The organism is Halosimplex pelagicum (assembly GCF_013415905.1).
GTDB lineage: Archaea > Halobacteriota > Halobacteria > Halobacteriales > Haloarculaceae > Halosimplex > Halosimplex pelagicum.
Genome location: NZ_CP058909.1, coordinates 3,727,650 through 3,750,198, shown reverse-complemented (window position 1 = coordinate 3,750,198; position 22,549 = coordinate 3,727,650). Strand labels below are relative to the sequence as shown.

Annotated in this window: 23 protein-coding genes; 9 read left to right on the top strand and 14 right to left on the bottom strand. The window is 68.6% G+C overall.

What is annotated here, in order from left to right; genetic code table 11:
* Positions 1 to 38 precede the first annotated feature (38 nt).
* On the top strand, positions 39 to 719 hold the full coding sequence (locus HZS54_RS18990) for a carbonic anhydrase (protein ID WP_179918633.1): 681 nt from the start codon (positions 39 to 41) through the stop codon (positions 717 to 719).
* Positions 720 to 764: 45 nt separating this feature from the next.
* Here the strand turns inward: HZS54_RS18990 and HZS54_RS18985 are convergent, their stop codons facing one another.
* The 4 genes from HZS54_RS18985 to HZS54_RS18970 all read right to left on the bottom strand — a co-directional run bounded on the left by HZS54_RS18985 (position 765) and on the right by HZS54_RS18970 (position 6,295).
* Positions 765 to 3,197 carry a DUF2309 domain-containing protein gene (locus tag HZS54_RS18985; RefSeq protein ID WP_179918632.1) on the bottom strand — a complete coding sequence of 811 codons (2,433 nt, stop codon included), beginning with the start codon at positions 3,195 to 3,197 and terminating at the stop codon, positions 765 to 767.
* Positions 3,187 to 4,674: a proton-conducting transporter transmembrane domain-containing protein gene (locus HZS54_RS18980; protein WP_179918631.1), complete on the bottom strand. Its 1,488-nt coding sequence runs from the start codon at positions 4,672 to 4,674 to the stop codon at positions 3,187 to 3,189. Before HZS54_RS18980 ends, HZS54_RS18985 begins: the two co-directional genes overlap by 11 nt.
* Before the next feature lie 384 nt (positions 4,675 to 5,058).
* Positions 5,059 to 5,538 carry an Lrp/AsnC family transcriptional regulator gene (locus HZS54_RS18975; protein ID WP_179918630.1) on the bottom strand — a complete coding sequence of 160 codons (480 nt, stop codon included), beginning with the start codon at positions 5,536 to 5,538 and terminating at the stop codon, positions 5,059 to 5,061.
* An 88-nt stretch (positions 5,539 to 5,626) separates the two neighbouring features.
* Positions 5,627 to 6,295, bottom strand: coding sequence for an SdpI family protein (locus HZS54_RS18970; protein WP_179918629.1), 669 nt, complete (start codon positions 6,293 to 6,295; stop codon positions 5,627 to 5,629).
* A 200-nt stretch (positions 6,296 to 6,495) separates the two neighbouring features.
* Here HZS54_RS18970 and HZS54_RS18965 point away from each other — a divergent pair, with 200 nt between their 5' ends.
* Positions 6,496 to 6,741, top strand: a complete 246-nt coding sequence (locus HZS54_RS18965) for an AbrB/MazE/SpoVT family DNA-binding domain-containing protein (protein ID WP_179918628.1) — start codon at positions 6,496 to 6,498, stop codon at positions 6,739 to 6,741.
* On the top strand, positions 6,738 to 7,124 hold the full coding sequence (locus HZS54_RS18960) for a PIN domain-containing protein (RefSeq protein WP_179918627.1): 387 nt from the start codon (positions 6,738 to 6,740) through the stop codon (positions 7,122 to 7,124). Before HZS54_RS18965 ends, HZS54_RS18960 begins: the two co-directional genes overlap by 4 nt.
* A gap of 186 nt (positions 7,125 to 7,310) precedes the next feature.
* Here HZS54_RS18960 and HZS54_RS18955 read toward each other — a convergent pair whose 3' ends face one another.
* Together HZS54_RS18955 and HZS54_RS18950 are read right to left on the bottom strand one after the other, a co-directional pair.
* On the bottom strand, positions 7,311 to 7,610 hold the full coding sequence (locus HZS54_RS18955; protein ID WP_179918626.1) for a chorismate mutase: 300 nt from the start codon (positions 7,608 to 7,610) through the stop codon (positions 7,311 to 7,313).
* A complete protein-coding gene (locus HZS54_RS18950; protein WP_179918625.1) occupies positions 7,607 to 8,461 on the bottom strand; it encodes a shikimate kinase in 855 nt (284 codons plus the stop codon). Before HZS54_RS18950 ends, HZS54_RS18955 begins: the two co-directional genes overlap by 4 nt.
* 125 nt (positions 8,462 to 8,586) lie before the next feature.
* On the opposite strand from HZS54_RS18950, the gene HZS54_RS18945 reads away from it, so the two are divergent.
* Entirely contained in the window at positions 8,587 to 9,015 is a 429-nt protein-coding gene (locus HZS54_RS18945; protein WP_179918624.1) for a DUF5796 family protein, read from the top strand.
* A 64-nt stretch (positions 9,016 to 9,079) separates the two neighbouring features.
* Here HZS54_RS18945 and HZS54_RS26500 read toward each other — a convergent pair whose 3' ends face one another.
* Entirely contained in the window at positions 9,080 to 9,214 is a 135-nt protein-coding gene (locus HZS54_RS26500; RefSeq protein ID WP_006884407.1) for a DUF7128 family protein, read from the bottom strand.
* A gap of 426 nt (positions 9,215 to 9,640) precedes the next feature.
* Here HZS54_RS26500 and HZS54_RS18940 point away from each other — a divergent pair, with 426 nt between their 5' ends.
* From HZS54_RS18940 to HZS54_RS18930, 3 genes are all read left to right on the top strand, one after another.
* Positions 9,641 to 10,378, top strand: a complete 738-nt coding sequence (locus tag HZS54_RS18940) for a hypothetical protein (RefSeq protein WP_179918623.1) — start codon at positions 9,641 to 9,643, stop codon at positions 10,376 to 10,378.
* A 218-nt stretch (positions 10,379 to 10,596) separates the two neighbouring features.
* Entirely contained in the window at positions 10,597 to 12,795 is a 2,199-nt protein-coding gene (locus HZS54_RS18935) for an AAA family ATPase (protein WP_179918622.1), read from the top strand.
* Positions 12,796 to 13,031: 236 nt separating this feature from the next.
* Positions 13,032 to 13,886 carry a hypothetical protein gene (locus HZS54_RS18930; protein ID WP_179918621.1) on the top strand — a complete coding sequence of 285 codons (855 nt, stop codon included), beginning with the start codon at positions 13,032 to 13,034 and terminating at the stop codon, positions 13,884 to 13,886.
* 190 nt (positions 13,887 to 14,076) lie between these two features.
* On the opposite strand, the gene HZS54_RS18925 is transcribed toward HZS54_RS18930, so the two are convergent.
* Positions 14,077 to 14,934, bottom strand: coding sequence for a hypothetical protein (locus HZS54_RS18925; protein ID WP_179918620.1), 858 nt, complete (start codon positions 14,932 to 14,934; stop codon positions 14,077 to 14,079).
* Between the two features lie 208 nt (positions 14,935 to 15,142).
* On the opposite strand from HZS54_RS18925, the gene HZS54_RS18920 reads away from it, so the two are divergent.
* Both HZS54_RS18920 and HZS54_RS18915 read left to right on the top strand, forming a co-directional pair.
* Positions 15,143 to 16,675: an aldehyde dehydrogenase family protein gene (locus HZS54_RS18920; protein ID WP_179918619.1), complete on the top strand. Its 1,533-nt coding sequence runs from the start codon at positions 15,143 to 15,145 to the stop codon at positions 16,673 to 16,675.
* A gap of 81 nt (positions 16,676 to 16,756) precedes the next feature.
* The gene (locus tag HZS54_RS18915; RefSeq protein ID WP_179918618.1) at positions 16,757 to 18,070 is read left to right on the top strand and encodes an outer membrane protein assembly factor BamB family protein; all 1,314 of its coding nucleotides are present in this window, start codon (positions 16,757 to 16,759) and stop codon (positions 18,068 to 18,070) included.
* 360 nt (positions 18,071 to 18,430) lie between these two features.
* On the opposite strand, the gene HZS54_RS18910 is transcribed toward HZS54_RS18915, so the two are convergent.
* From HZS54_RS18910 to HZS54_RS18885, 6 genes are all read right to left on the bottom strand, one after another.
* Positions 18,431 to 19,552: a DUF4349 domain-containing protein gene (locus HZS54_RS18910; RefSeq protein ID WP_179918617.1), complete on the bottom strand. Its 1,122-nt coding sequence runs from the start codon at positions 19,550 to 19,552 to the stop codon at positions 18,431 to 18,433.
* Between the two features lie 59 nt (positions 19,553 to 19,611).
* Positions 19,612 to 20,418, bottom strand: coding sequence for a nitrilase-related carbon-nitrogen hydrolase (locus tag HZS54_RS18905; protein WP_179918616.1), 807 nt, complete (start codon positions 20,416 to 20,418; stop codon positions 19,612 to 19,614).
* Positions 20,415 to 20,843, bottom strand: coding sequence for an SRPBCC family protein (locus tag HZS54_RS18900; protein ID WP_179918615.1), 429 nt, complete (start codon positions 20,841 to 20,843; stop codon positions 20,415 to 20,417). The genes HZS54_RS18905 and HZS54_RS18900 overlap by 4 nt, the downstream gene beginning before the upstream one ends.
* Before the next feature lie 36 nt (positions 20,844 to 20,879).
* Positions 20,880 to 21,104, bottom strand: a complete 225-nt coding sequence (locus HZS54_RS18895; RefSeq protein WP_179908609.1) for a DUF7123 family protein — start codon at positions 21,102 to 21,104, stop codon at positions 20,880 to 20,882.
* Between the two features lie 36 nt (positions 21,105 to 21,140).
* A complete protein-coding gene (locus tag HZS54_RS18890; protein ID WP_179918614.1) occupies positions 21,141 to 21,338 on the bottom strand; it encodes a DUF7525 family protein in 198 nt (65 codons plus the stop codon).
* 126 nt (positions 21,339 to 21,464) lie between these two features.
* Positions 21,465 to 22,517 carry a phosphate uptake regulator PhoU gene (locus HZS54_RS18885; protein WP_179918613.1) on the bottom strand — a complete coding sequence of 351 codons (1,053 nt, stop codon included), beginning with the start codon at positions 22,515 to 22,517 and terminating at the stop codon, positions 21,465 to 21,467.
* Positions 22,518 to 22,549 lie beyond the last annotated feature (32 nt).

The window sequence follows — 22,549 nt, the reverse complement described above, 5'->3', positions numbered from 1 at the left end:
CTCGAAGAGCTATACGTGTTCCCCGAGTGGGTGGTCGCATGAACGGGACGGTCGTCGACCTGCTGGCGGGGAACGCCCGTCACGCCGAACAGTTCGCTGACCGCTTCGACGACGTACAGGACGCCCAGCACCCGGCGGCGGTCACCGTCTGTTGCTCGGACTCCCGGGTCCTCCAGGACCGGATGTGGGGCAACGAACAGCCCGGCCACCTCTTCACCGTCGGCAACATCGGCAACCGCGTCGTCCAGCGCGGCGAGGGCGGCGAGGAGGTCTCCGACGACGTGCTCTACCCGATCGCTCACACGGGAACCGGGACCGCCGTCGTCGTCGGCCACACCGGCTGCGGCGCCGTGACCGGGACCTATCAGGCGCTCGCCGACGACCGGACCGAACCGGACGGGATCGAGCACTGCCTGAGCCTGCTGGCGCCCCACCTCGAAGCCGGCGTGGCGGCACTGCCCGACGGGCTCGACGCGGCCGAGGCGGTCAACCGCCTCGTCGAGTACAACGTCGACCAGCAGGTCGCGTCGCTCGTCGAGAGCGAGCGGGTCCCCGGCGCCGTCGACGTGGTCGGCACGGTCTACGACTTCCAGGACGTGTACGGGGGCCAGCGCGGCGAGATCCACGTGGTCAACGTCGACGGCGAGCGGCGCGTTGACGCACTCCGCGACGACCACCCCGAGATCGAGGACCGGATCGGCCGGATCTGGGAGTACTGACCCCGGCCTCGGAGTCGCATCCGCGGCCGGCCGTCGCGAGCCACCTCAGTGGACGAGCGGTTTCGCCAGCGGCGGCTCCCACTCCAGGTCGCCCTGGTAGTGGACGGCCGCGTTGTCCTGCTCCGGGTCGACGACCGTCAGCGAGATCCAGCCGTTGTCGAACAGCCTCGCGACTTCCTCGTGGCGGGCGAGGATCTCCGTGACGCGTTCGACCGGCGCGTGGATCACCGCCGTGAGCCGGAGCGGCTGGTGGTACGGCCGGTCGTCGGCCACCTTCAGCGACTGGAGGGGGAGCCCGGTCATCAGGTCGCCGCCGTTGCCCTGCACGACGCCGACGTTGCCGCGGGGGTTCTGCGTGACCTTCGAGCCGCTCCCGTAGACGGCGTTGTCCACCGTCGCGAAGTAGTACTGGCTGTTGATCCACTGGGTGACCACGAGCGGTCCCGTCATGACGGCCTCCAGCGCCTCCCCGTCCGGGTCGGTCGACCAGTCGTAGGAGTGGAGGAAGGCCCGACCGTCGAGGTCCTGCCCTTCGGTCAGCTCGCGCGGGCCGACGACGAACGACGCGTTGCCGGCCAGCCCCCACTCGGGGCGGGTCTCCGCCCAGTCCGCGGTCCGGCGCTCGGTCTCGCGAACGCCGTCGTCGGGGTCGCTCCCGGGCATCGACTCGGCGCGTTCGCTCGCCGCGCCGGCCCGCGCCTCCGCGAGGTCCGCGCGGAGGCGTTCGAGGTCGTCGCGGTGGCTGTCGGGGACGTGCCCGTCGAACAGCTCGATCTCGTCGGTGGTCGTGTTGTGCTCGCCGGCGAGGAAGACGGTGTCCTCGGGGATCTCGACCCCGCGGTCGCGCAGCTCCGACCGGACCGCCTCGTCGTTGCAGATGGCGGCGAGGACGCGGGCGTTCGGGCCACCGGGGTTGCCGGCGCAGGCGCCGCAGTCGAGGCTCGAATCGAACGGGTTGTTCGTCGTCTCGCTCGCGTGGCCCGCGAAGACGACCAGCCGGGCGAACTCCTCCCAGCCCATCAGCTCGAAGGCCGTCTCGGCGCAGGCGACCTTCTCGGACAGGGTCATCCCGTGGGGGAGGGCGTCGCCGTCCGCCGGGCGGTGGTCGAGCGCGGGCTCGCAGAACTCCGCGGGGGAGGGGACGCGGTCGTCGACGGCGTCGGAGAGGTCGGCGACGGCCGACGGGAGCAGGGTCCGCGCGGCCAGCGCCGCGCCGTAGGCGCTCCCGCCGCCCTCGACGAAGGTGAACGCGGCGGCCGCGTTCGTTTTCAGCGACTTGAGGTGTTTCCGGGCGGCCGTCGCGAGTCCGGTCCAGCGGTCGTGGGCCGCCTCGCCGTCCTCGTGGTGCGGGCGCTCGGTGACCCGGTGTTCGGGGTCGACGACCGGCGGACAGGCGTCGATCTCCACCTTCGAGTCGTACCCCTGGTAGCGCATGGGGACGCCGAAAAAGCCCGCGTACCCGTAGGTCTCGTAGGGTCCGGCGGCCTCGATGTGGCGGCGGACGACCTCCGAGCGGGTGTCGATGCAGAAGACGAGCTGTGCGGCCGGGCGCTCGTCGTCCGCCGCCGACGGCTCAGTGACCGACCGGTCGACCCCGTCGAGCAGGCGGGCGCGGTAGCTCTTTTCCCAGGCGCTGAGCCAGACCTCGGCCAGCGGGACCTCGTCGGAGTCGTCGGCCGGCGTCGCGATCCCGTCGACCACCTCGCGGTCGGCCGGCGCGTCGGCCACCCGGCTGTCGTCGGGTTCGACGGGCGCGTCCAGCAGGTCGGCGAGCGTCAGCCGCACCGCGAGGTAGTCGAGCAGCGTGATCGGGTACTTCGACTGCCAGGGCCCGGCGTGGCCGTCGGCGCGCTGCTTGACGAACCCCGTCCAGCCCGGCAGCGCGGCGAGGTGGTGCTCGAAGATGCGCTCCCACCGTCCCTCCGGGTACTCCGAGAGCGCCGATTCGAGCGCTTCGACCGGCGACTCGGGAACGTCCGATGGGTCGTCGCAGCCGGGGATCTCGTCGTCGTGGGGCGCCAGGTCGCGCCAGGCGGCGTAGAAGCCCCGATCGCGGCCGGGCATCGACCACTGGGCCTGTCCCTGGTCGAGGAAGGCGGCGAGCCACTTCGACAGCACCCGGTCGACCGTCTCCGTCGCGTCGCCGGGGTCGGTCCCGCGGTCGGTCTCGGACTCGGCGGTCGCCATCTCTTCGAGCAGGGCTTCGGGCTCGCCGGCGACGCCGTGGGCTTCGCACTCCTCGCGCAGCACGTCCGGGTCGATCCGGCCGCGCTCCCAGGCCTGGCGGAACACCGACGGTCGGGGGTAGCCGCGGCCGCCGAACAGCTGCTCGGCCTCGGCGACCGCGCGGTGGAACGGCCGGTCCTCGAACCCCGAGAGGGGGTTGGCCGTGACGAACGAGTGCAGCGGCCAGACCGATCCGACGGTCTCGGCCGCGCGGTCGATGCTGTCTTCGAGGGTCGTGCGTTCAAGCGTCATCGTAGTCCTCCGTGCTGGTGAGGATGGTGTCGGGGTGGGGCTGCGAGCGGTTCAACAGCGCGACGTAGAGGCGGTCGCTGGAGCGGTGCCAGCCGAGTTCCGTCGCCAGGTACGACAGGACGAACAGAGCGGCGACGCCGACGTGGACGGCCGTCAGCTCGGTCGGGGCCTTCGCCATCGGCGCGCCCGCGATCACCGTCGAGACGGCGTTGAACAGCACGCCGTAGGCGCCGATGGCCGTCAGGACGACGACGGGGACGCTGACCAGCCGGGCGACCGGCGAGAGGGTCGACCGCCGGAGCACGTCCCGCGTCGCGTGCATGGTCGTCAGGACGACGACCAGCGCGAGGACGAGCCCGCTGTTCGGCGCGGTCCCCTTTCCGGTGAGGACGGCGAACAGGGCGCCGCCGCCGACCGCCGTGAGCAGGCCGACCGCCACGCGCGGGAGCGAGAGTCCGTCGTCTCTCGCCGCCTTCGGGGCGGTCTGCTCGACCGCCTCGCCCGAGGACAGGAACAGGTACGCCTTGTAGAAGCCGTGCAGGACGAGGTGGGCGATGGCGGCCGCGAAGAAACCCAGGCCGCACTGGAGTATCATGAAGCCCATCTGGGCCATCGTCGAGGCGCCGAGTTTGCGCTTGATGTCCGTCTGGACGAGCAGGAGTGCCTGCCCGAACAGGGCGCTGAGCGCGCCGAGGACGACGACGGCGGACATGACCGCGGTCTCGCCGGCGAACAGCGGCGCGAAGCGGGTCAGCAGGATACCGCCCGCGTTGACGAACCCCGCGTGCATCAGCGCCGACGCCGGCGTCGGGGCGGTCATCGACGAGAGGAGCCAGGTGTGAAACGGGAACAGCGCGGACTGGATCATCGCCGCGAGGACGACGCTCCCGAGGGCGACGAGCGTCACCGACCGCGAGACGCCGTCGGCCTGCGCGAGGACCCCGGAGACGGACGCGGTGCCGGTCGCCCAGACCAGGACGCCCAGCCCGACGGCGAGCAGTCCGCTGCTGGCCAGGAAGTACCGGCGTGCGGTCCGGGCGGCGGCCCGGGCCTGGGGCCAGTCGCGCTCGTGACCGACGAGCGACGCCATGAGGAGCCCCATCGTCAGCCACGACCCGGCGAACAGCGCGACGTGGTCGGCGGCGGTCATCGTCATGACGACGAGCGTGAACGCGAAGATCCGGGCGTAGAACCCGTCGAGATAGCGGTCCCCAGCCATGTAACGGCGGGAGTAGCTGTGGACGATCCCGCTGAAGAAGGTGACCACGACCCACACGACCGCGGTCAGCCCGTCGACGACGAACAGGCCCGCCAGCCCCCACGCAGCGCCCCGGGAGACCGTCAGCGCGAGTGTCCCCGCGGCGAGCAGGAACAGCGCCCAGACCGCGAGGGTCGCCGCTCGCGGGACGGCCGAATCCGGCGACGTCGCTGCTTCGGAGAGCTGTACGGCCTCGCTCGGTTGTGGTTGGTCCGTCATCGTCGGGTCCTCGACCAGACCGCCCCGCCGCCCCGGCGTCGGAGCCGGGCCGAGTCGCACACGAACTGGTCGTCGGTACACTACTGTAGAACAATCTGGTTATTATAATCTTTGGTACGACCAAAATGTTCGATATACACTGCATGAAAGAACATTATGGTCGGCAAAGATTGCGGCAGCCGACGGTCGGTCCGCTCGGAACGGATCGCCGAGACTCCTCGGTTACGTCCGTGTCGGGGAGTGTCTCGTCTGTTTTCGCGAGGGAACGCCCGGGTGATTCGGAGACGGGCGAGTGCGGCGGGGCGAGTCCCCGCCGTCGAGAACGGTCCGGTATCCGCTACCGGGGGTCGCGCTCACGGAGTTTCGAGGCGGATGCTCACGGCTTCAGTCGTGGGTAGCTGACTGCGAGGAGAAGTCGTCGAACGGCGTCGTCTCGTGGCTGCGGACGAGCACTTCGTCGGCGACGGTCAGGCCCATGTCGAGCAGTTCCTGGGCCACCGGCGTGATGTCGTCGTCGGACTCGCCGACGGCCGTCACGAGGAGGTTCTGCTCGCCGGTGACCAGCTCCTGGACGGACACGACGCTCGGGATCTCGAGGATGTCGTCGATGAGCTCGCCGCGCTCGGGGATCGGAGCGGTACAGAACAGCAGCATTCGGAGCGGGTAGCCGGACTTCTGGTAGTCCACGTCGGCGCTGTACCCCTTGACGATCCCCTCGGATTCGAGCCGCTGGATGCGCTTTCGGACCGTGCTCGACGAGGCGTCGGTTCGCTCGGCGATCTCGCCGGAAGAGAGGTCGCGCGCGTCCTCCTGCAGCGCGGCGAGGATCTCCCGGTCGACCTCGTCGAGTTCGTACTCCGCCATACCTGGCGAGTTCCCGCGGCGGACATAAGGAACTTCGGCTCCCGGGCACCGCTGCGGGGAGTTGCCGAGTCCGGTGCCCACCGCTCGGTCAGGCGCCCGGACCGGCCGTCTCCCCGGCGTCGTCGAGTCGCTCGTAGAGATAGTACGAGTACGCCACGGTGATGGCGGCGGTCGCCAGCGCCGGGACCAGGAGGAAGTAGACGGTGTAGTCGCCGGCGAGCAGGCCAACGAGCGAGACGACTGCGGTCAGTTTGAACAGCCGGCCGCCCAGTTCGTGCGTTCGGTCCCACACGGTCTCGTCGCTGAGCGTCCACGGCGTGCGGATGCCGACGAACCAGTTCCGCTCGGCGTGAGTCAGCAGGACCCCGACGTAGTAGAGCAGGCCCGCCACCGCCGCGAGGACCAGCAGCGTGAAGTCGAACTCGTAGCCGAGGTTGAACGCGACGACGCCGCCGTGGACGAGCGTCATGAACCCCGCGAACAGCACGACGAACCAGTCGTAGTACGCGCGGAAGTCGGCGACGTTCTCGCCGAGCGGGTCGACCCGCGGGACGAGCGCCAACAGCGCGACGAGGACGGCCGACAGCGCGGGGATCAGCGCCAGCGCCGCCGTCTTCGACATCGTGCCGTCCGGCTCGCCCGCCGCATTCCAGTGGGTGACGACCGTGTCCGGAAGCGACGGCGCGGCGAGGACGCTCACGAGCGCCGACACCGCGACGAGTGCCGCCGCGATACCGAAGCGGTGGGTCGTGTTCATACGTGCTGATACGTCGCCGCGCGTCAAGAATGGTCGGGTCGGCCGAGCCGTCGTTCGAGACGGGTTCAGCGGCTCTCGCGCTGCTCTACCTTGTTCAAATGGATGAAATCCACCATACAAACTACGGAAACGCCCCGTCGAACACCACCAGTCAGGTTTTAGTGGTAAGATTCTTTGACTGTGGTAGCGTAGCACCAGCTATGTCAACAGAGACGGATGGGCAGGGACGGCTGTACATCCCGAAGGAGGTGCGCGAGAAGTACGGTCAAAAGTATCATATCGTTATGTACGAGGACAGAATCGAGCTGATTCCGGTCGCCGACGACCCACTCGCCGCTGTCCGCGAGGCGGCAGGCGAACTTCACGATGCATCCGTCGAAGAAATTCGAGAGGATATCGAGGCGGAGGCGAAAGACGAAGCCGAGGGAGCTGGCGGCGACAGATGACGGTGTACGTCGAAACGGATTTCCTGCTCGCACTCGCAAAAGACACCGATTGGTTGCAGGGCTCCGCTGAGGACGCCCTCGCCGAGCACGATGTCGAAACGTCACCGTTCTCCTATCTCGAACTCCTCCTCGCTCGAGAACGGTACGAGTTCGACTACGTTCCGCTGGTGGCAAACCTGCTCGAACTCGTCCCCGTGCGGAACGAGGAAGAGAAACAGGTCGTGCTGAAAGCCGTCAACTACTACGACGAGGGAATGACACCGTTCGACGCGTTCCACGCGGCGACTGCTGAGACGCGGGAAATGGGCGTACTTTCTTCCGAGAAAGACTACGAAGATATCGAGGTCGAACGAGTCCCACTCGAACCATCTGACGAGGAATAACTCTGGGCTAAGGATAGAGCGGTTGAAAGTAGCGTGGAACCCGCAGCAGTTGTCGTGACAGCGTGTGCGATAGACGTGGTCGAGTCTTCCAGTCGCTCATCGATCCCAAAACTCGGACGGTAGGTCTAAACTCAGCGTTGTGGCCGGACAAAAAGTGTCTAAAAGCCCTCAGCCAGCCTTTATCGCCTATCGGCTCTCTCTTTGTTCCACTTTGTTCAGCTCGATGAGCAGGCGGAAGATGGCCTTGACCAGGTTGGAGTCCACGTCGAACTGCTCGGCGTTCTCGCCGGCCCGGTCCATGACGGCCTGTTCCTGCTCCTCGTCGGTCGTCGGGAGCCCCTGTTCGTCCTTGACCTGGGCGATCGTGTCGGCGACGTAGGTCCGCTGGGCGATCAGCTCGACGATCTCCCGGTCGATCGACTGTATCTCGTCGCGCAGTTCGTCCAGGTCCATCTCCTCCGCGTAGGTGGTTTCGTCTTGGCTCATGAGATCCGTGTCCCTTCCGTCTGTGTCGTGGTCAGCCACGTGCGACCCTCGCGGTCGCTCCAGCGGTCGCGCAGTGCCTCCAGGTCCTCGCGCTCGCCGACGGCGGTGAAGCTCGGCCCCGTCCCCGACAGCGAGACGCCGTGAACGACCGGCATCGCTTCGACGATCGGATCGGTCGGGAAGTCGAGTGCGGCGCAGAACGCCAGCCCGTTGACCGTCATCGCGCGGCCGAACTCGCCGTCCAGCGCGAGATCCGCCACGAGGTCGGCCATCGGCGCGACCCGTCGGCAGCTGTCCACGTCGGCGTCCGCCGAGAACGACCGCTCGGGCGGCGTCCACACGAGGACCGACCAGTCCCGTTCCGCCCGGGCGAGCAGTTCGTCCTCGGCGTTGTCGGTGACCGTGACGCCGCCGAGCATGCTCGCGCTCGCGTCGTCGAACGCGCCCGTCACCGTGACGCCCGCGTCCCTGGCGGCCTGGACGCCGATGCGGCAGGCGTCTTCGCGGGTGATCTCGGCGGCGGCGTCCAGCGCGTCGAGCGTCGCCAGCACGGTCGCGTTGGCGGCGGCGCTGGAGCTCTTCAGGCCCGAGGCCATCGGCACGTCGCTTTCGGTGCGGACGCGCCCGCCCTCGCCCGCCCCGAAGCGGTCGGTGACCGCGGCGACGCAGCGCTCGATCAACTCGGTATCGGCGTCGGGGTCCTCGGCGACCCGCCCGGTCACGCCGTCGGCACCGGCGTCGAGTTCGACCGTCGCGGTCGTGTACTCGTCGATGGCAAAGGCCGACCCCTTGCCGTTCGCGAGGGCGTTCAGCACCGTCCCCGCCGCGGGGGCGACTGCCTGTCCTTCCATCGTCTCCCTGTCTTCCCGGGCGGTATTTACCTCTGTGGGAATCCGGCAAGCGGAGCGGCGGTCTCCCACGTCCCCACCGGTTCGCGAACGCGACGCTTTTGGGGCGCTGGCCGGAACTCGGAGGTATGAGCGCGCGCAACGACGTGCCGCCGGACACGCTGGGGGTCGAACTCACCGAGGACGGGATCGCCGTCGAGTACGTCGACGACCGGGAGGTGTTCTACCGCGGCGTCCCGACGGCCGTCGAGGACAGCGTCCGCGCCGCCCCCGGCAAGGACGTCCACGTCCTGGTCACCGACGCCTCCGAGACCCAGGGGATCATGCTGTACGTCAACGACCTGAACACCCACGACGACATCCTCGAGTCGACCGGCGTCGGCCGCGTCATGGTCGACGACGGCGACGAGGAGCCGCTCTTTCAGGGCGTCAAGGCCCGTTCGGAGAGTCATCGAGTCGAGGTCGAGGCGGACCTGTCGGTCGTCGACGGGCGCGTGTTCGTCTTCGTCGAGGACGAGATGGGCGAACAGAGCTTCGAGATCGTCGAGAACGCGTAGGGCTCCCCCTCGGCGGCCCGATCCCCGGCGAACCGCGGCCCCGGTGGTCCGTGGATCGACCGGTCTACTGGATGTACGACGGCTCTTCGGCGTCGCAGTTGTCCTCGTGCTGGCGCGCGTCGGACTGGTCGTCGAACATCAGCCCGCACGCCTCGCACTTGTACCAGGTCATTTCGTCGCGCTCGGTAGTCACGACCATGGTGGTGTGTGCGTCGCCACGGGGTAAAGGCGTTTCTCCGGTCTCCGTCGTGAGCTGACTCGTCCGCCACTCTGACGCGCTACCTCGCCCACAAAGCCCATTATCCCATCTCAGCAATCGCTCGATGTGCGATCGAGACGTTCCCTCCTCGCAACTGCCGTTCCGCTTCTTGCTGGCGGATGCATCGGTGACCCGTCGGCGACGGATCAGTCGTCGACAGCGACATCCGGCGCGACCCGGCACGTCTCGTCGTCGACCGACGGACCCGGCACTCAGCGGCGCTCTCCATCACCAACCGACGACCCGGAGACGGAGACGACCCCCGACTGCACGCGCGGATACACGGTGTACGTGTCGCGGTTCGCGCCGACTGAACAGCTCGTCACGGGGTTTCGACCCGCGCAGCAACGGCTTGTCGACCGAATCATGGCGGAAGACGGGGTCGTCCTCCGGACGTACGGACGGCGTCCGATACGAACGGAACAGTACGCGGAACGCGAGGGAGCGTACTACCGAATCGACTACGAACGGACGGGTGCCGAGGAAGTGCAGGCGCGGCGCGCCGATCTCTCCTGGGAGAGCGGTCAAGAGGCGCCCGCGGACGAAACCGTCGTCGACTATGCCGACCTTCCGGAGGTCGACCAGCACGCGCTGGAATACCTGATACGCGGCCCGGAGTACACACGCGAGGGGCATCCCACGGGGAGTCTGGGGGCGACCGACAGCCAGGTGCCCTACCCACGGGGTACAGCAGATTCTGAACTCGTCGGTTCGGGAACGACGTGGGTCGAGTGGAACGACCGTGTCTACAGAGTAACCGTCTCCGCCGACGAGACGACGCTCACTCGACGCACGTTCGACTACACCGCGACTCGGGTCGCCGAGTCGGAGAGCGGGTTCCGCAAATACGTCGCCGACCGGTATCTCGGGTCTCTCGAGGACCTATCGAGCGAAGCGAAGTCGGTCCTCGAAGCGGCGATCGAAGCCGGGAGAGACCAAGAGTACGGACGGTACGAGGACTGTAACGAATCCTCTCCCGGCTACGAAAGGTTGAAACAGCGGATGGAGAGCGTCTCGGACCTCCCGGATCCTCACAGTGATCACTGGTACGTCTCCTACGAAGGAGAGCGGTACTTACTCGAAATCAGCGGCTGGGTCGCCTGAGTGGTCGGCAGAGGTAGTCACTCCGGCCGCGTCCCCGCGGTCGATAGCTGTCCTGCACCGAGCATCCGGCGCCTGTGGCGCGCGGTTCCCCGCTCGGGAGACCTTGCTCTCCCGGAGTTTTGCCCAATCTCTTTGGCGGAGGGATGGACGCAGTTTGCCCGCCCCTCCGCGAAAGCGCCGGTGGGAAACATAAAGAGCGTCGGCCCGATAGCGGGGGTATGGGAAGCGGCGACGCCATCGAGGTCTCCGTCGAAGGAGCGAACAAGCGCGACGCCGGCCGCGGCATCGCGCGGGTCCCCGAACGCGTCCGCTCGAAACTGGGTGTGCTGAGCGGCGACCCGCTCGTCATCCAGGGCGAGCGGGCGACCGTCGCGAAAGCGTGGCCCGAGAGCGGCGACGGCGCCTACATCCGCATCGACGCCGACACGCGGGCCAACGCCGGCGTGAACATCGGCGACACCGTCACCGTCGAGCAGACCTCCGTCCGGGAGGCCGACAGCCTGACCGTCCGGCTGGCCCAGACGGTCGGACTCGACGACGCACAGCAGGAGTCGGCGGTCCGACGCGCCTTGCTGGACCGCCCGCTCCGCGAGGGCGAACAGGTCCACATCGACGGCGTCGGCGCCTTCGCCGTCTCCGGGACCGACCCCGACGGCGCGGTCCGGGTCACCGACGAGACGGACATCACCGTCCTCCCGCCGATCGACGGGACGCCGACCGGGGGCGCGACCGGTGGGACCGGCTCGGCGAGCGGCGGCGGTGCGGGAGCGAGCGGCACGTCGAGCAGTTCGAGCGGATCGGCGGGCTCGACCGCGGGCGGCGCGGCGGCGGAGTCGACCCCCGACGAGTCCGCATCGCGCACGGGCGTCTCCTACGAGGACATCGGTGGGCTGGACGACGAACTCGACCAGGTCCGGGAGATGATCGAGCTGCCGCTGTCGAACCCCGATCTGTTCACCCGGCTGGGTATCTCGCCGCCACGGGGCGTGCTGTTGCACGGCCCGCCGGGGACGGGGAAGACGCTCATCGCGCGCGCGGTCGCCAACGAGGTTGACGCCTACTTCGACGTGATCTCCGGGCCGGAGGTCGTCTCGAAGTACAAGGGCGAGAGCGAGGAGCGGCTGCGCGAGGCGTTCGACCACGCCGAGGCCAACGCCCCGGCGATCATCTTCGTCGACGAGATCGACGCCATCGCGGGCGAGCGCGACGAGGACTCGGACATGGAGAACCGCGTCGTCGCGCAGCTGCTCACCCTGCTCGACGGGCTGGAGGACCGCGGACAGGTCATCGTCATCGGCGCGACCAACCGCGTCGACAGCATCGACCCCGCGCTGCGCCGCGGGGGACGGTTCGACCGCGAGATCGAGATCGGGGTTCCGGACGAGACCGGCCGCCGGGAGATCCTCGACGTACACACCCGCGGGATGCCCCTGGCCGAGGACGTGGACCTCGACAGGGTGGCCGGCCGGACCCACGGGTTCGTCGGCGCGGACCTGCACACCCTCACGACCGAGGCCGCGATGCACGCGCTCCGGCGAACCCGGGACGAGCCGGAGGTGACCCGGGAGGACATGGAGGCGGCGCTGCGGACGGTCGAGCCCTCGGCGATGCGGGAGTACGTCGCCGAGTCGCCGACGGTCACCTTCGACGACGTGGGCGGGCTGGCGGAGGCGAAATCGACGCTCGAACAGGCCGTCGAGTGGCCGCTGGAGTACGGCCCCCTGTTCACCGCGACCAACACCGACCCGCCCTCGGGCGTCCTGCTGCACGGCCCGCCGGGGACGGGGAAGACGCTGCTCGCGCGGGCTGTCGCGGGCGAGAGCGGCGTCAACTTCATCCGCGTCGCGGGGCCGGAACTGATGGACCGGTACGTCGGCGAGAGCGAGAAAGCAGTCAGAGAAGTGTTCGACCGCGCCCGCCAGACCGCGCCGGCGATCGTCTTCTTCGACGAGATCGACGGCATCGCCGGCGGCCGCATGGACGGCAACGAGGTGACCGAGCGCGTCGTCTCGCAGCTGCTCACGGAGATGGACAGCGCCGCCGAGAATCCGAACGTCGTCGTCCTCGCCGCGACGAACCGCCGGGACATGCTCGACGACGCGCTGCTGCGACCCGGCCGGCTCGAACAGCACGTCGAGGTCCCGAACCCGAACGAGGCGGGCCGGCGGGCGATCCTGGACGTACACGTCGAGGGCAAGCCGCTCGGCGACGACGTGGACCTGGACGAACTCGCCGGCGAGACGGAGGGGCTGTCGGGCGCGCAGATCGAGTCGCTGGTCCGCGCGGCGTCGATGCGGGCCATCAGCGAGGTCGCCGCCGGCGTCGACCCCGAGGAGGCCAACGAGAAAGCCGACGACGTGGTGATCGGTGCCGACGACTTCGAGCACGCGCTGGAACGGATCGATCCCGCGCCGTAGCAGGGACTGAGTCGCCCGCGTTGCCGGCACCGTGCGACCGAACGTCGCGGGTGGCTGCCTGGACTTCGTCAGCGGGAAGTCTTTCCTCGATACCCGTGCAGCGGTCCCGGAGTCGTGCTATCAGGTGTTACGTATCTTTCGGAGGAAACACCCCCACAGAGAAAGACGACGGTGGCGAAGATCCACCGAAATCGGATCGAAACCGTATTTTATCACCTATTTCACACTTGATGTGGATGTCCCTCCAGAACCGTATCAGAACGGAATTCACGCGTCTGCCGGTAGCGGCTTTCGCCGTCGTTTCGACGCTGTACGTCCTCGTGGTCTCGCAGACCCGGGGACCGTCCGTGCCGGGCCGAGTGGTCGGACTCGTCGGTCCAGATATCGCCGTGCTGTACGCGGTGCGGGATCTCGCGCTGGTGATCCTCGTCGGCGGGTTCTTGGTCGGTTGGTGGCGGACGACCCAGGACGACGCCACGTCGCAGACTGCCCGGGAGACGTACGCCGACGTAGCACTCGCGGTAATCGTAGTCTCGGGGTGGCTCATCGCTCTGGCAGTTGGGACGCAGATACCCGAACGCGGTGCTCCGTCGCTACTCCGCACAGTCGCGTTCCTGCTGGTGACGCCGGTCTACGCGACAACCTGTGTCGGGGTCGGTGTGGCCACAGGGACGCTCACCTCTCGGTCGATCCAGGGGCGAGTCGGGGCGCTGCTCGTTCTGGGCGCGACACTGTTCTTCCAGGCGATCGTGGATCTGGGGTACGATATCGTCACCGAAACACCGTTGAACACGTTTCAACCCCCGGCGGCTCCGCTGTACTTTCTGTTGCACCGGCTGAGCCCGTTTCGGCTGTTTATCGCCGGTGTAAACTGGATCTACGGGGTCGGGAGCTCGAGCAGTGGAGCGGTCATCACGACTCGGCAACTCGAACCCGACCCGGAACTGAACGAGTTCATCACGAACGCTTTCGTCGCCGAACACACCTTCCAGACCGTGCCCTGGTACCTCACCGGCTGGGCCGCATTGTTCGGTCTGTGTCTGTGGCTCGGCAGTACCGTGGCCGTGATCGCCTCGGAAACTGACGGATGATCCGGGTCTGTCGGTACTTGCGTTCCGGATAGCTCCGGCTACCGGTTAGTCCGACCGACGTTTCCCCACGGAGTGGCTACCGGAGAGATCATCGGCACGATGGATCGCCGGGCGATCGCGATCGACGAACTCACCGAGACCATCCGAGACCTGTGTGGCAACGGTAGAGAGTTCGGAGGCGCGCGAACGTTCACCGGCGACGAGCGATCCGCTGGTTCGCGGGGTCCGAGCGGTCGTGGAGCGTCCCGCAGTCGGTACACTCCCAGACGAACGCGCCCAGCCGCCGGTAGCCGGCGGGCGAGCCGTCGGGGTTGACGTTCCAGTCGCGCCCGCAAGACCGACAGCCGTCCGGTCGGTACTTGCCGCTCGTCGGTTCGCGTTCCGCGGCCTCGCGCTCGTACTCCGGGGGCGCGATGTCGAACAGCACCGACCGCACCTCCTCGGCCGAGAGACGCTTCTGGAGCGTCTTGATCCCCGCGGCCAGGTCCGCCCGCCGCGACTCCAGGCGGCGATAGCGCTCGTCGTCGTCCCGTTCCTCGGCACGGAGTTCGACCTCCCTGGACGACAGCCAGGCCGTACACTCGTAGTACTCCGCGAGCAGCCGCCCGTACGACGCCATCGCGAGCTGGCAGCCGACGACCTCTCGGAGTGACTCCCTGTCGATCGGTTCGCACAGGCAGGCGTCCGCGTCGACGACGGAGTCGCTGACCGGCTCGTGGCCGCTGGTCGTGATCACGGTCCGAACGCGGCTCGCTCGGCCCTCCAGCAGGTCGGCGATCGCCGAGCGTTTCGGCTCCGATAGCTCGTGGCGCACGAGCGCGACCGCCGTCGTCCGGTCGACCGTCTCCCTGGCCTCACCGACCGACCGCGCGGTGACGACATCCAGGGTCTCGGGGAGCCACCGCCGGTACAGCGCCGCCCGCGTCGACCCGTCGAACACCGCGACCGTCGGGTCGGCCCCGTCGTCCGATCCCCGGCCGTCCGCTCCCTCGGCGTCGCTCTCTCCACTCGTCCCGACCCGGCTCGGCGGCCCTGATACGGTAGCCATCGTCTATCACTCGCCCGTTTCGATATCTATAACGAACTATAATCAATATTTCGCGGAGTATCGGGGCTGATAACGCGATGGAGCGGCGGTCGGGGGAGTTCGGCGGACGACCGGCAGGGCCGCCGAACGAACGGAGATCGACGGGGTCGAGCGAAGGAGCGGCGACGGCCGCAGGGGCTTTTTCACCGTCGCAGTCGAACGACGAGCCATGAGTCGGGACCAAACGGAGCCCTTCGAGCACTACGTCGACGGCGAGTGGACGACCGGATCGAGCGAGGAGACCTTCGAGAGCGCGAATCCGGCGACGGGAGAGACGCTCGGGGAGTTCTACCGCGCGACCCCGGCGGACGTGGAGCGGGCGGTCACCGCCGCCGAGGAGGCCTTCGAGGAGTGGCGCCGGCTGTCCTACATCGACCGCGCCGAAGTGCTCTGGGAGGTGTACCACGAGCTGCGTGACCGCACGGACGAACTCGGCGAGATCGTCACCCGCGAGTGCGGCAAGGAGATCAGCGAGGGCCGCGCGGACGTGGTCGAGGCCGCCCACATGGTCGAGTGGGCCGCCGGCAACGCCCGCCACCCCCACGGCGACGTGGTCCCCTCCGAGATCGCCGCGAAAGACGCCTACATGCGCCGCAAGCCCCGCGGCGTCGTCGGCTGCATCACCCCGTGGAACTTCCCGGTCGCCATCCCCTTCTGGCACATGGCCGTCGCGCTGGTCGAGGGCAACACCGTCGTCTGGAAGCCCGCCGAGCAGACGCCGCGGTGCGGTCAGGTGATCTCGGAGATGATGATCGACGCGGGCGTCCCGCCGGGCGTGTTCAACGTCGTCCAGGGCTTCGGCGACGCCGGCAGCGCTATCGTCGAGGACGAACGCGTCTCGACGGTCCTCTTTACGGGCTCGGCCGAGGTGGGCCACAAGATCGACGAGACACTCGGCGGCGTCCCCGGCCGCGACGCCGCCCTGGAGATGGGCGGCAAGAACGCCGTCGTCGTCACCGAGGAGGCCGACCTCGACATCGCCGTCCACTCGGCGGTGATGTCCTCGTTCAAGACCACGGGGCAACGGTGCGTCTCCAGCGAACGCCTGATCGTCCACACCGACGTGTACGACGAGTTCAAAGAACGGTTCGTCGACTTGGCCGAAGACGTGGCCGTCGGCGACCCGCTCGACGAGGACACGTTCATGGGCCCCGTCGTCGACGAGAGTCAGGTCGAGAAGTTCGGCGAGTACAACGACCTCGCTCGAGAGGAGGGCGCCACCGTCCTCGTCGACCGCGAGGAACTGGCCGAAAGCGAAATCCCCGACGGCCACGAGGACGGCCACTGGGTCGGGCCGTTCGTCTACGAGATCGATTACGACCCCGACCTGCGCTGTATCCACGAGGAGGTGTTCGGCCCCCACGTCGCGCTCATCGAGTACGACGGGGACATCGAGCGCGCCGTCGAGATCCACAACGACACCGACTACGGCCTCGCCGGCGCCGTCGTCTCGGAGGACTACCGCCAGATCAACTACTACCGCGACCACGCCGAGGTCGGCCTCGCCTACGGCAACCTCCCCTCGATCGGCGCCGAAGTCCAGCTCCCGTTCGGTGGCGTCAAGAAGTCCGGCAAGGGCGCCCCGAGCGCCCGCGAAGTCATCGAGGCCGTCACCGAGCGCACCGCCTGGACGCTCAACAACTCGAAGGACATCGAGATGGCCCAGGGGCTCTCGGCCGACATCACGACCGACGAGGACTGAACTCGCGCGATCGGAGGACGGGCGGCCCGAGTTCGATGGGGTGTCGTGACGTTTATCTTACCACTCCCTGAACGTCGGACAGTGCCCTCCCCGTCCAGACGGTCGGTTCTCGCATCTATCGGGTTCGGCGCAGTCGGCGCCGGCGGCTACGCCGCCATGCGGCACGCCACGCAGTGGAACCCCGACCCCGAGGACTGTGCCATCGACGACAACGAACGATCCGCCGACGCGCCTGTCGAGGGGAGCTTCCCGCATCCGCGCGCGGACCATCGCATGTCCGGACAGGTCTCCGGATCGTCCGGGACAGCGACGGAAGCGGCGATAGGTGACGAGCACTGGCGGACGGACATCGGGCCGGGACCGGATAGTCTCGGCGTCGGGAACCTCGCTGCACCGGTCGTCTCCGGGGAGTACTGTTACGTCTCCGACCGCCGGCTCTACGCGCTGAACCGGTCCGACGGCACGCTGGCCTGGTGTGCCGACCCCGGACCGCGCGAGCTCACGTCGCCGACGGTCGCGGACGGGACCGTCTTCGTCGCCTCGCGGTTCGTGATCGGCCGCGCCTGGCGCGGCGTCACCGCGTTCGACGCGGAGACCGGCGAGCGCCTGTGGCGCGCACCGAGCCGACAGTTGCTCAAACCGACGGTCGGCCTGCCGGAGACCGCCCCGACGGTCCACGACGGATCGGTGTATATCGGCGGCGCCACCGAGACCAGAGCGGTGACCGCGCTCGACGCCGACACCGGCTCCGTCGAGTGGCAGACCGACGTGGCCGAACCGGGCTCGCGAACCGCCTCGGCGGCGGTGGGTGACGGCGGCGTCTTCGCTCTCGTCGGGAGCCGCATCGCGCGGCTCGACGCGACCAGCGGCGACGTGACGTGGGAGACGGCCGCGGGCGAGGCGTACTGCCCTCCGGTGCTCGCCGACGGCGCCGTCTACGCGCCCCACGACGACCGGTCGGTGGCGAGATGGGACGCCACCGACGGCGTCCATCGGTGGACGTTCGAGCGGTTTCGGGAGCGTCCGCGCTCGCTCGCCGTCGCGGACGGCACGCTGTACGCCGTGACCGAACGGAAGATCATCGCGCTCGACGCCCGGGAGAGAACCGTCTCGTGGGAGCGAACGGGGGCGGATCTCGTGGAGGTCGGCGTATCCGACGACGGAGTGGCGACCCTCCGCCACTGCACCGTCTCCGACGATTGCGTCTACCTGAGTATCGGGAGTTCGCTGGCCGTGCTGGACCGGTCGGACGGTTCGCTGGTGGCGACGGTCGCGTTCTCCGAGGAATCGGAGGGTGACGCGGTGTACGCCGGACGACCGGGTGTGCCGGCCGTCGCGGGTGGCGTCGCGTACTGTCTCACGGAGACGGGTGACCTGTACGCGCTCGACGTCTGAGCGACGGCTTCCGTCCCACTGTCGCCCGTCCCGTTTCCGATGCGTCGAGCAGCGTGACCCGTTCAATGACGGAGAGTCGCCGCTCTCGGGTCCGTCGAGCGCGGAGACGAAAGGTGAGAGGCGGGCCGTGGACGAGGAGGCGGGCCGCGGCGGCCTGTCCGGACAGGTGCCGCGGCGAGTGGTCGACGTGGGCCTGGCCGAGCGCGGTTGGATTGCCGGGTGCGACGTGAAAAGCGTCTTGCCGGCACCAGTTGGTTACGCGTCCTACGATATAAATCTCGTGTCTGGAACCACCCCCGAGTGACGTTCACGTGGGACCGTCTCGCATGACGAAACGCCGCCGGGCAGTTCCGCGGTCGCTCACTCCTCCCCGGACTCGTCGGTCGACCCGCCGCCCCCGGCGTCCGACTCCGAGGTCGACTCGTCCGAACCGTCCTCGTCGTCCGACTCGAACTCGGTTCGGAGGCCCTCGCCCGCGTCGTCGCGGTCGGTGGACGGGCGCAACGAGCCCGACCGGCCGCCGACGAACGGTAGTCGCCGCCTGACACCCACACGCCGTCCGGCGCCGACAACGAGGAGGGCGGGCACGCCGAGCCCGACGACCCACGGCACCGCGGCGACGCCCGCGACGAAGACCGTGCGAGCGAACGTGACGAAGCCGCTAACCGACGAGGTGAAAACCGCGACGGGCGACTGCTCGTGGAACGGCGTCGGCTCCTCGGGCGCGACCGCGTCGGGCTCGGGCTCGCTCAACTCGACGCGGACCGTCGAGAAGGACACCCTGTCGCGTAGCGACCGCTTCTGGGCTTCGAGCCGTTCGATCTCCCCCTGTACGTCGGAGAGCTGCTCGCCCACGTCGAGGAGGTCCTCGGTCGTGTTGGCCGAGTCGTACAGCGAGCGCAGGCGGTCGCGCTGGGAGCGGAGGTTCTCCAGTCGAGCCGTCAGGTCGACCAGTTGGTCGGTCACGTCCTTCGTGTTCGAGTCGGCCGACAGCACCGTCCCCTCGCCCTGGGCGCCCTCGTACAGCGCCGTGAAGTTCGCCGAGGGGACCCGCACCTCGACGTGGCCGGTCCGCCAGGTCTCGTTCTCGCGGTGGTGGAGTTCGACGTTCGACCCCGAGACGTAGCCCCCGAGGTCCGCCGCCCGGTCCCTGACCGCCCGCTCGGCGACGGAGTAGTTCTCCACTTCGAGGGCCACCTCGCCCGTCTTGATCAGCGCGCGGTCGACCTGTGCGGCGGCGCTTCCCTGGCCGCCACCGCTATCGTCGCTCGCGCCGAACTCGGCGTCCGCCGCGTCGCTACCGCCGGACCCGCCGTCACCGCCGGCGGCACCGCCGCTCCCGTCGCCGCCGTCTCCCCCGTCGCCCGCATCGGCCGCTTGCGGTTCCGCGCCGTCGCGGTTCGCCGAGTCGCCCGACCCCATGCTCGCACAGCCCGCGAGGGCCACCAGCACGGCCACGAGAATCACTGCCTTTCGAACCATACGCGTCGGATCCGTCGCCGCCACGAAAGGGATACCGTCGCTTCAAACGCGCGCTTGAGCTATCGACGGTCTTCCAGCGCGGGGAACTCCGACCGGATCTCGGCGACGCGGTCGGCGTCCACGTCGGCGGTCACGACGGCGGCCTCGTCGCCGGCGCTCGAGAGCGTCGTCCCCCACGGGTCGTATATCGTCGACCGCCCCAGCAGGTCGGCGTCGTCGAAGCTCCCGACGCCGTTGACGGCGCCGACGTACAGCAGGTTCTCGACGGCGCGGGCCCGCGGGAACAGCCGCCAGTGCTCGACGCGGGGGTAGGGCCACGCGCTCGGGACGAGCACCATCGTCGCCCCCGCGTCCACGAGGTCCCGATACAGCGACGGGAACCGCAGGTCGTAGCAAGTCGTCACGCCGACGGTGTGGTCGTCGAACTCGACGGTCGGGACGGACTCGCCGGGCGTCAGGAGCTCCTGTTCGGCGGAGCCGTAGCCGAACAGGTGGTGTTTGCGGTACACCGCCCGGCGCTCGCCCGTCCGGTCGAGGAAGACCGCGGCGTTGGCTAGCCCCTCCGCGGCGGGCGTCTCGACGCCGTCGGCCCGGGAGGCCGCCAGGTCTTCGACGATGCTCCCCGCGAGGATGCCCACGCCGTGCTCGCGCGCGCTCTCGGCGAGCGCGGAGACGGTCGGGCCGGCGACGCTCTCGGCGTCGCGGGCGTAGCTGTCGAACGCGAAGTAGCCGACGTTGAAGATCTCCGGGAGCGCGACGAGATCCGCGCCGTCGGCGGCGGCCTCGGCGACGGCCGTCCGCGCGCGCTCGACGTTGCTCGCCGCGTCGCCGCCCTCGATCCGCAGCTGGGCGAGCGCGAGCCTCACACTTCGACCCCGAGGTCGTCGGCCAGCGCCTGCTCCAGGTTCTGCATCTCCTCGTCGAGATTCCGCTTGAAGAAGCGTTCGACGCCCGGGAGCGACCCGTCGACGACGAAGCGGTTGGTGAGCCGCGTCCCCTCGTCGGTCTCGGTCAGTTCGTGCTCGCCGACCACCTTCATCACCTTCGAGCGGCCGACGAACCGGACGTACTCCGGCGATCGGCGCTCCTCGTCCTCGGTCTCGACAGCGATGGTCCGGTTCACGACCGGGATCGGGAGGTCGAGTCGCCAGGTCGCGCTGCCGTCGTCGTGGACGGTGTAGTCCGAGACGACGCTGATGGCGCCGGCTCTCCGTCCCGGGTCGGCGATGAACTCCCAGACGCGCTCGCGGTCGACCGGTAGCTCGAACGACCGCTCCACCCGAACAGTCATGACGGTGCTTCGGTCCCCGTCCCCTAAAAGAGCCCGTTAACTGAGCGTGACGCGCCAGGTCGTCGAGCGCGCGCGGCCCCACTTCTCGATGTCGACGTCGTCGGACTCCTCGTCGAGCTTGGGCAGGCGCGCGCCGACCTGCTTCGAAGAGAGACCGATCTGCTCCGCGATGTTCTTCGCTCTGAAGTAACTCTGCCCGCGCGAGACGCTATCGCGTAGATAATCCAGAATCTCCCTGTCCTCCTCGCCGAGTTCGCTCATACGCCGGGCTAGGTCGCGAGCACCCTTAAGAATTCCTTACGCGTCCGCGCCACCGTAGAGGTGGACGCCGGCGATCGAGCAGATCCCAGCGACGATCGCTAGCGCGAAGCTCCAGCCCGCCACGACCTGATTGCTGTAGGCGACCAGCATGCCGACCGCGCCCGCCACCGCGAGCACGCCGAACGCCAGTCCCAGCCCGATGCCCATGTCCGAGCCCGCGGTAACCTCGCTCATACCCTTCCGTTCCGTCACTCACCACTTAATTCATTCGAGGTCCGAGCAACGGCCGGCCCGACCGAGCCGGAACCCGCGGGGCGCGGCGGAGCCGAGACGGCTCCCGAAGCGGCCGCCGCGGGCGGCTCACTCCTCGGTGGAGTCGGACTGGATGGTCGTGTGTTCGGACTCCTCGCTGAGGGCGAGGTTCGTCGCGATCTCGGCGTTCCGGACGGCGTACTGGGCGGTCTGCTGGAGGCTCACAAGCACCTCGCGCACCCGCAGCACGTCGTCGTTGGACATCTCGTCGAGGTCGTCGAGGATCTCCGCCTCGCGGTCGCCGATCTCGGCGAACATCTCGCGGACCTCGATGGCGATGTCGTAGTCCCGTTCGACGGCCGCCTCGACGGCGAGCTCGGTGATCTCGTTGACCTGGTCGGTGAACTCCCGGATGCGGCGCATCGTCGAGGAGTCGACGTTCAGCGAGTGGCCTTCCGTCTCCAGGGCGATCTCCGCGATGTCCTCGGCGTTGTCCGCGGTCAGTTCGAGGTTCTTCGCGATCGACCGGTAGCCGATGAGCGGGAAGCCGTCGTTGAGCCCCACCGCTCGGGCCAGGTTCGGGTTCTGGTAGGAGGTGAAGATCAGTCGTAGCAGGAGGACGAAGATCTTGTTGGCCTGCCGTTCCCGGTTGAGGGCGCGCTGGGCGAGGTCGGGGTTGCCGTGAGCGAGCGCCTTGATGGCCTCGTTCCGCATGGTCGAGCCCGTGCTCTCGAGCCGTTCGAGGAGGTTGTCGAGGGTGAAGTCCTCCGGGTCGACCGAGCAGCGGATGGCGATACGCTCGGGCGTCTCCTCGACGACGCCAAGCCCCATGAGCTGGGTCTCGGCGTTGTAGACGGCGTTGATGTGCGCGCTCTCGAGAGTGCCGCTCTCGCCGGCGTCGACGTGGATGATGCGCCGACCGAGGACGTACTGCGAGAGGATCGCCCGTTCGAGGGCGTCCGCGTTGAGGTCTTCGGCGTGGATGACCGCCTCGGAGTCCTCGCCCTGAACGGACTCGGGCATCACCGTCAGCGTCCCCTTGCCGCCCATCCGCAGCGATACCTCGTCGCCCTTCTCGACGTTGTGCTCCTTGGCCCACTTCGCAGGGAGGGTCATCGCCAGCGTCGACGGACCCAACCGCTGGACTTTCCGCGTTTCCATACCCTTTCTTATCCGCTATTGACCTTAAACGT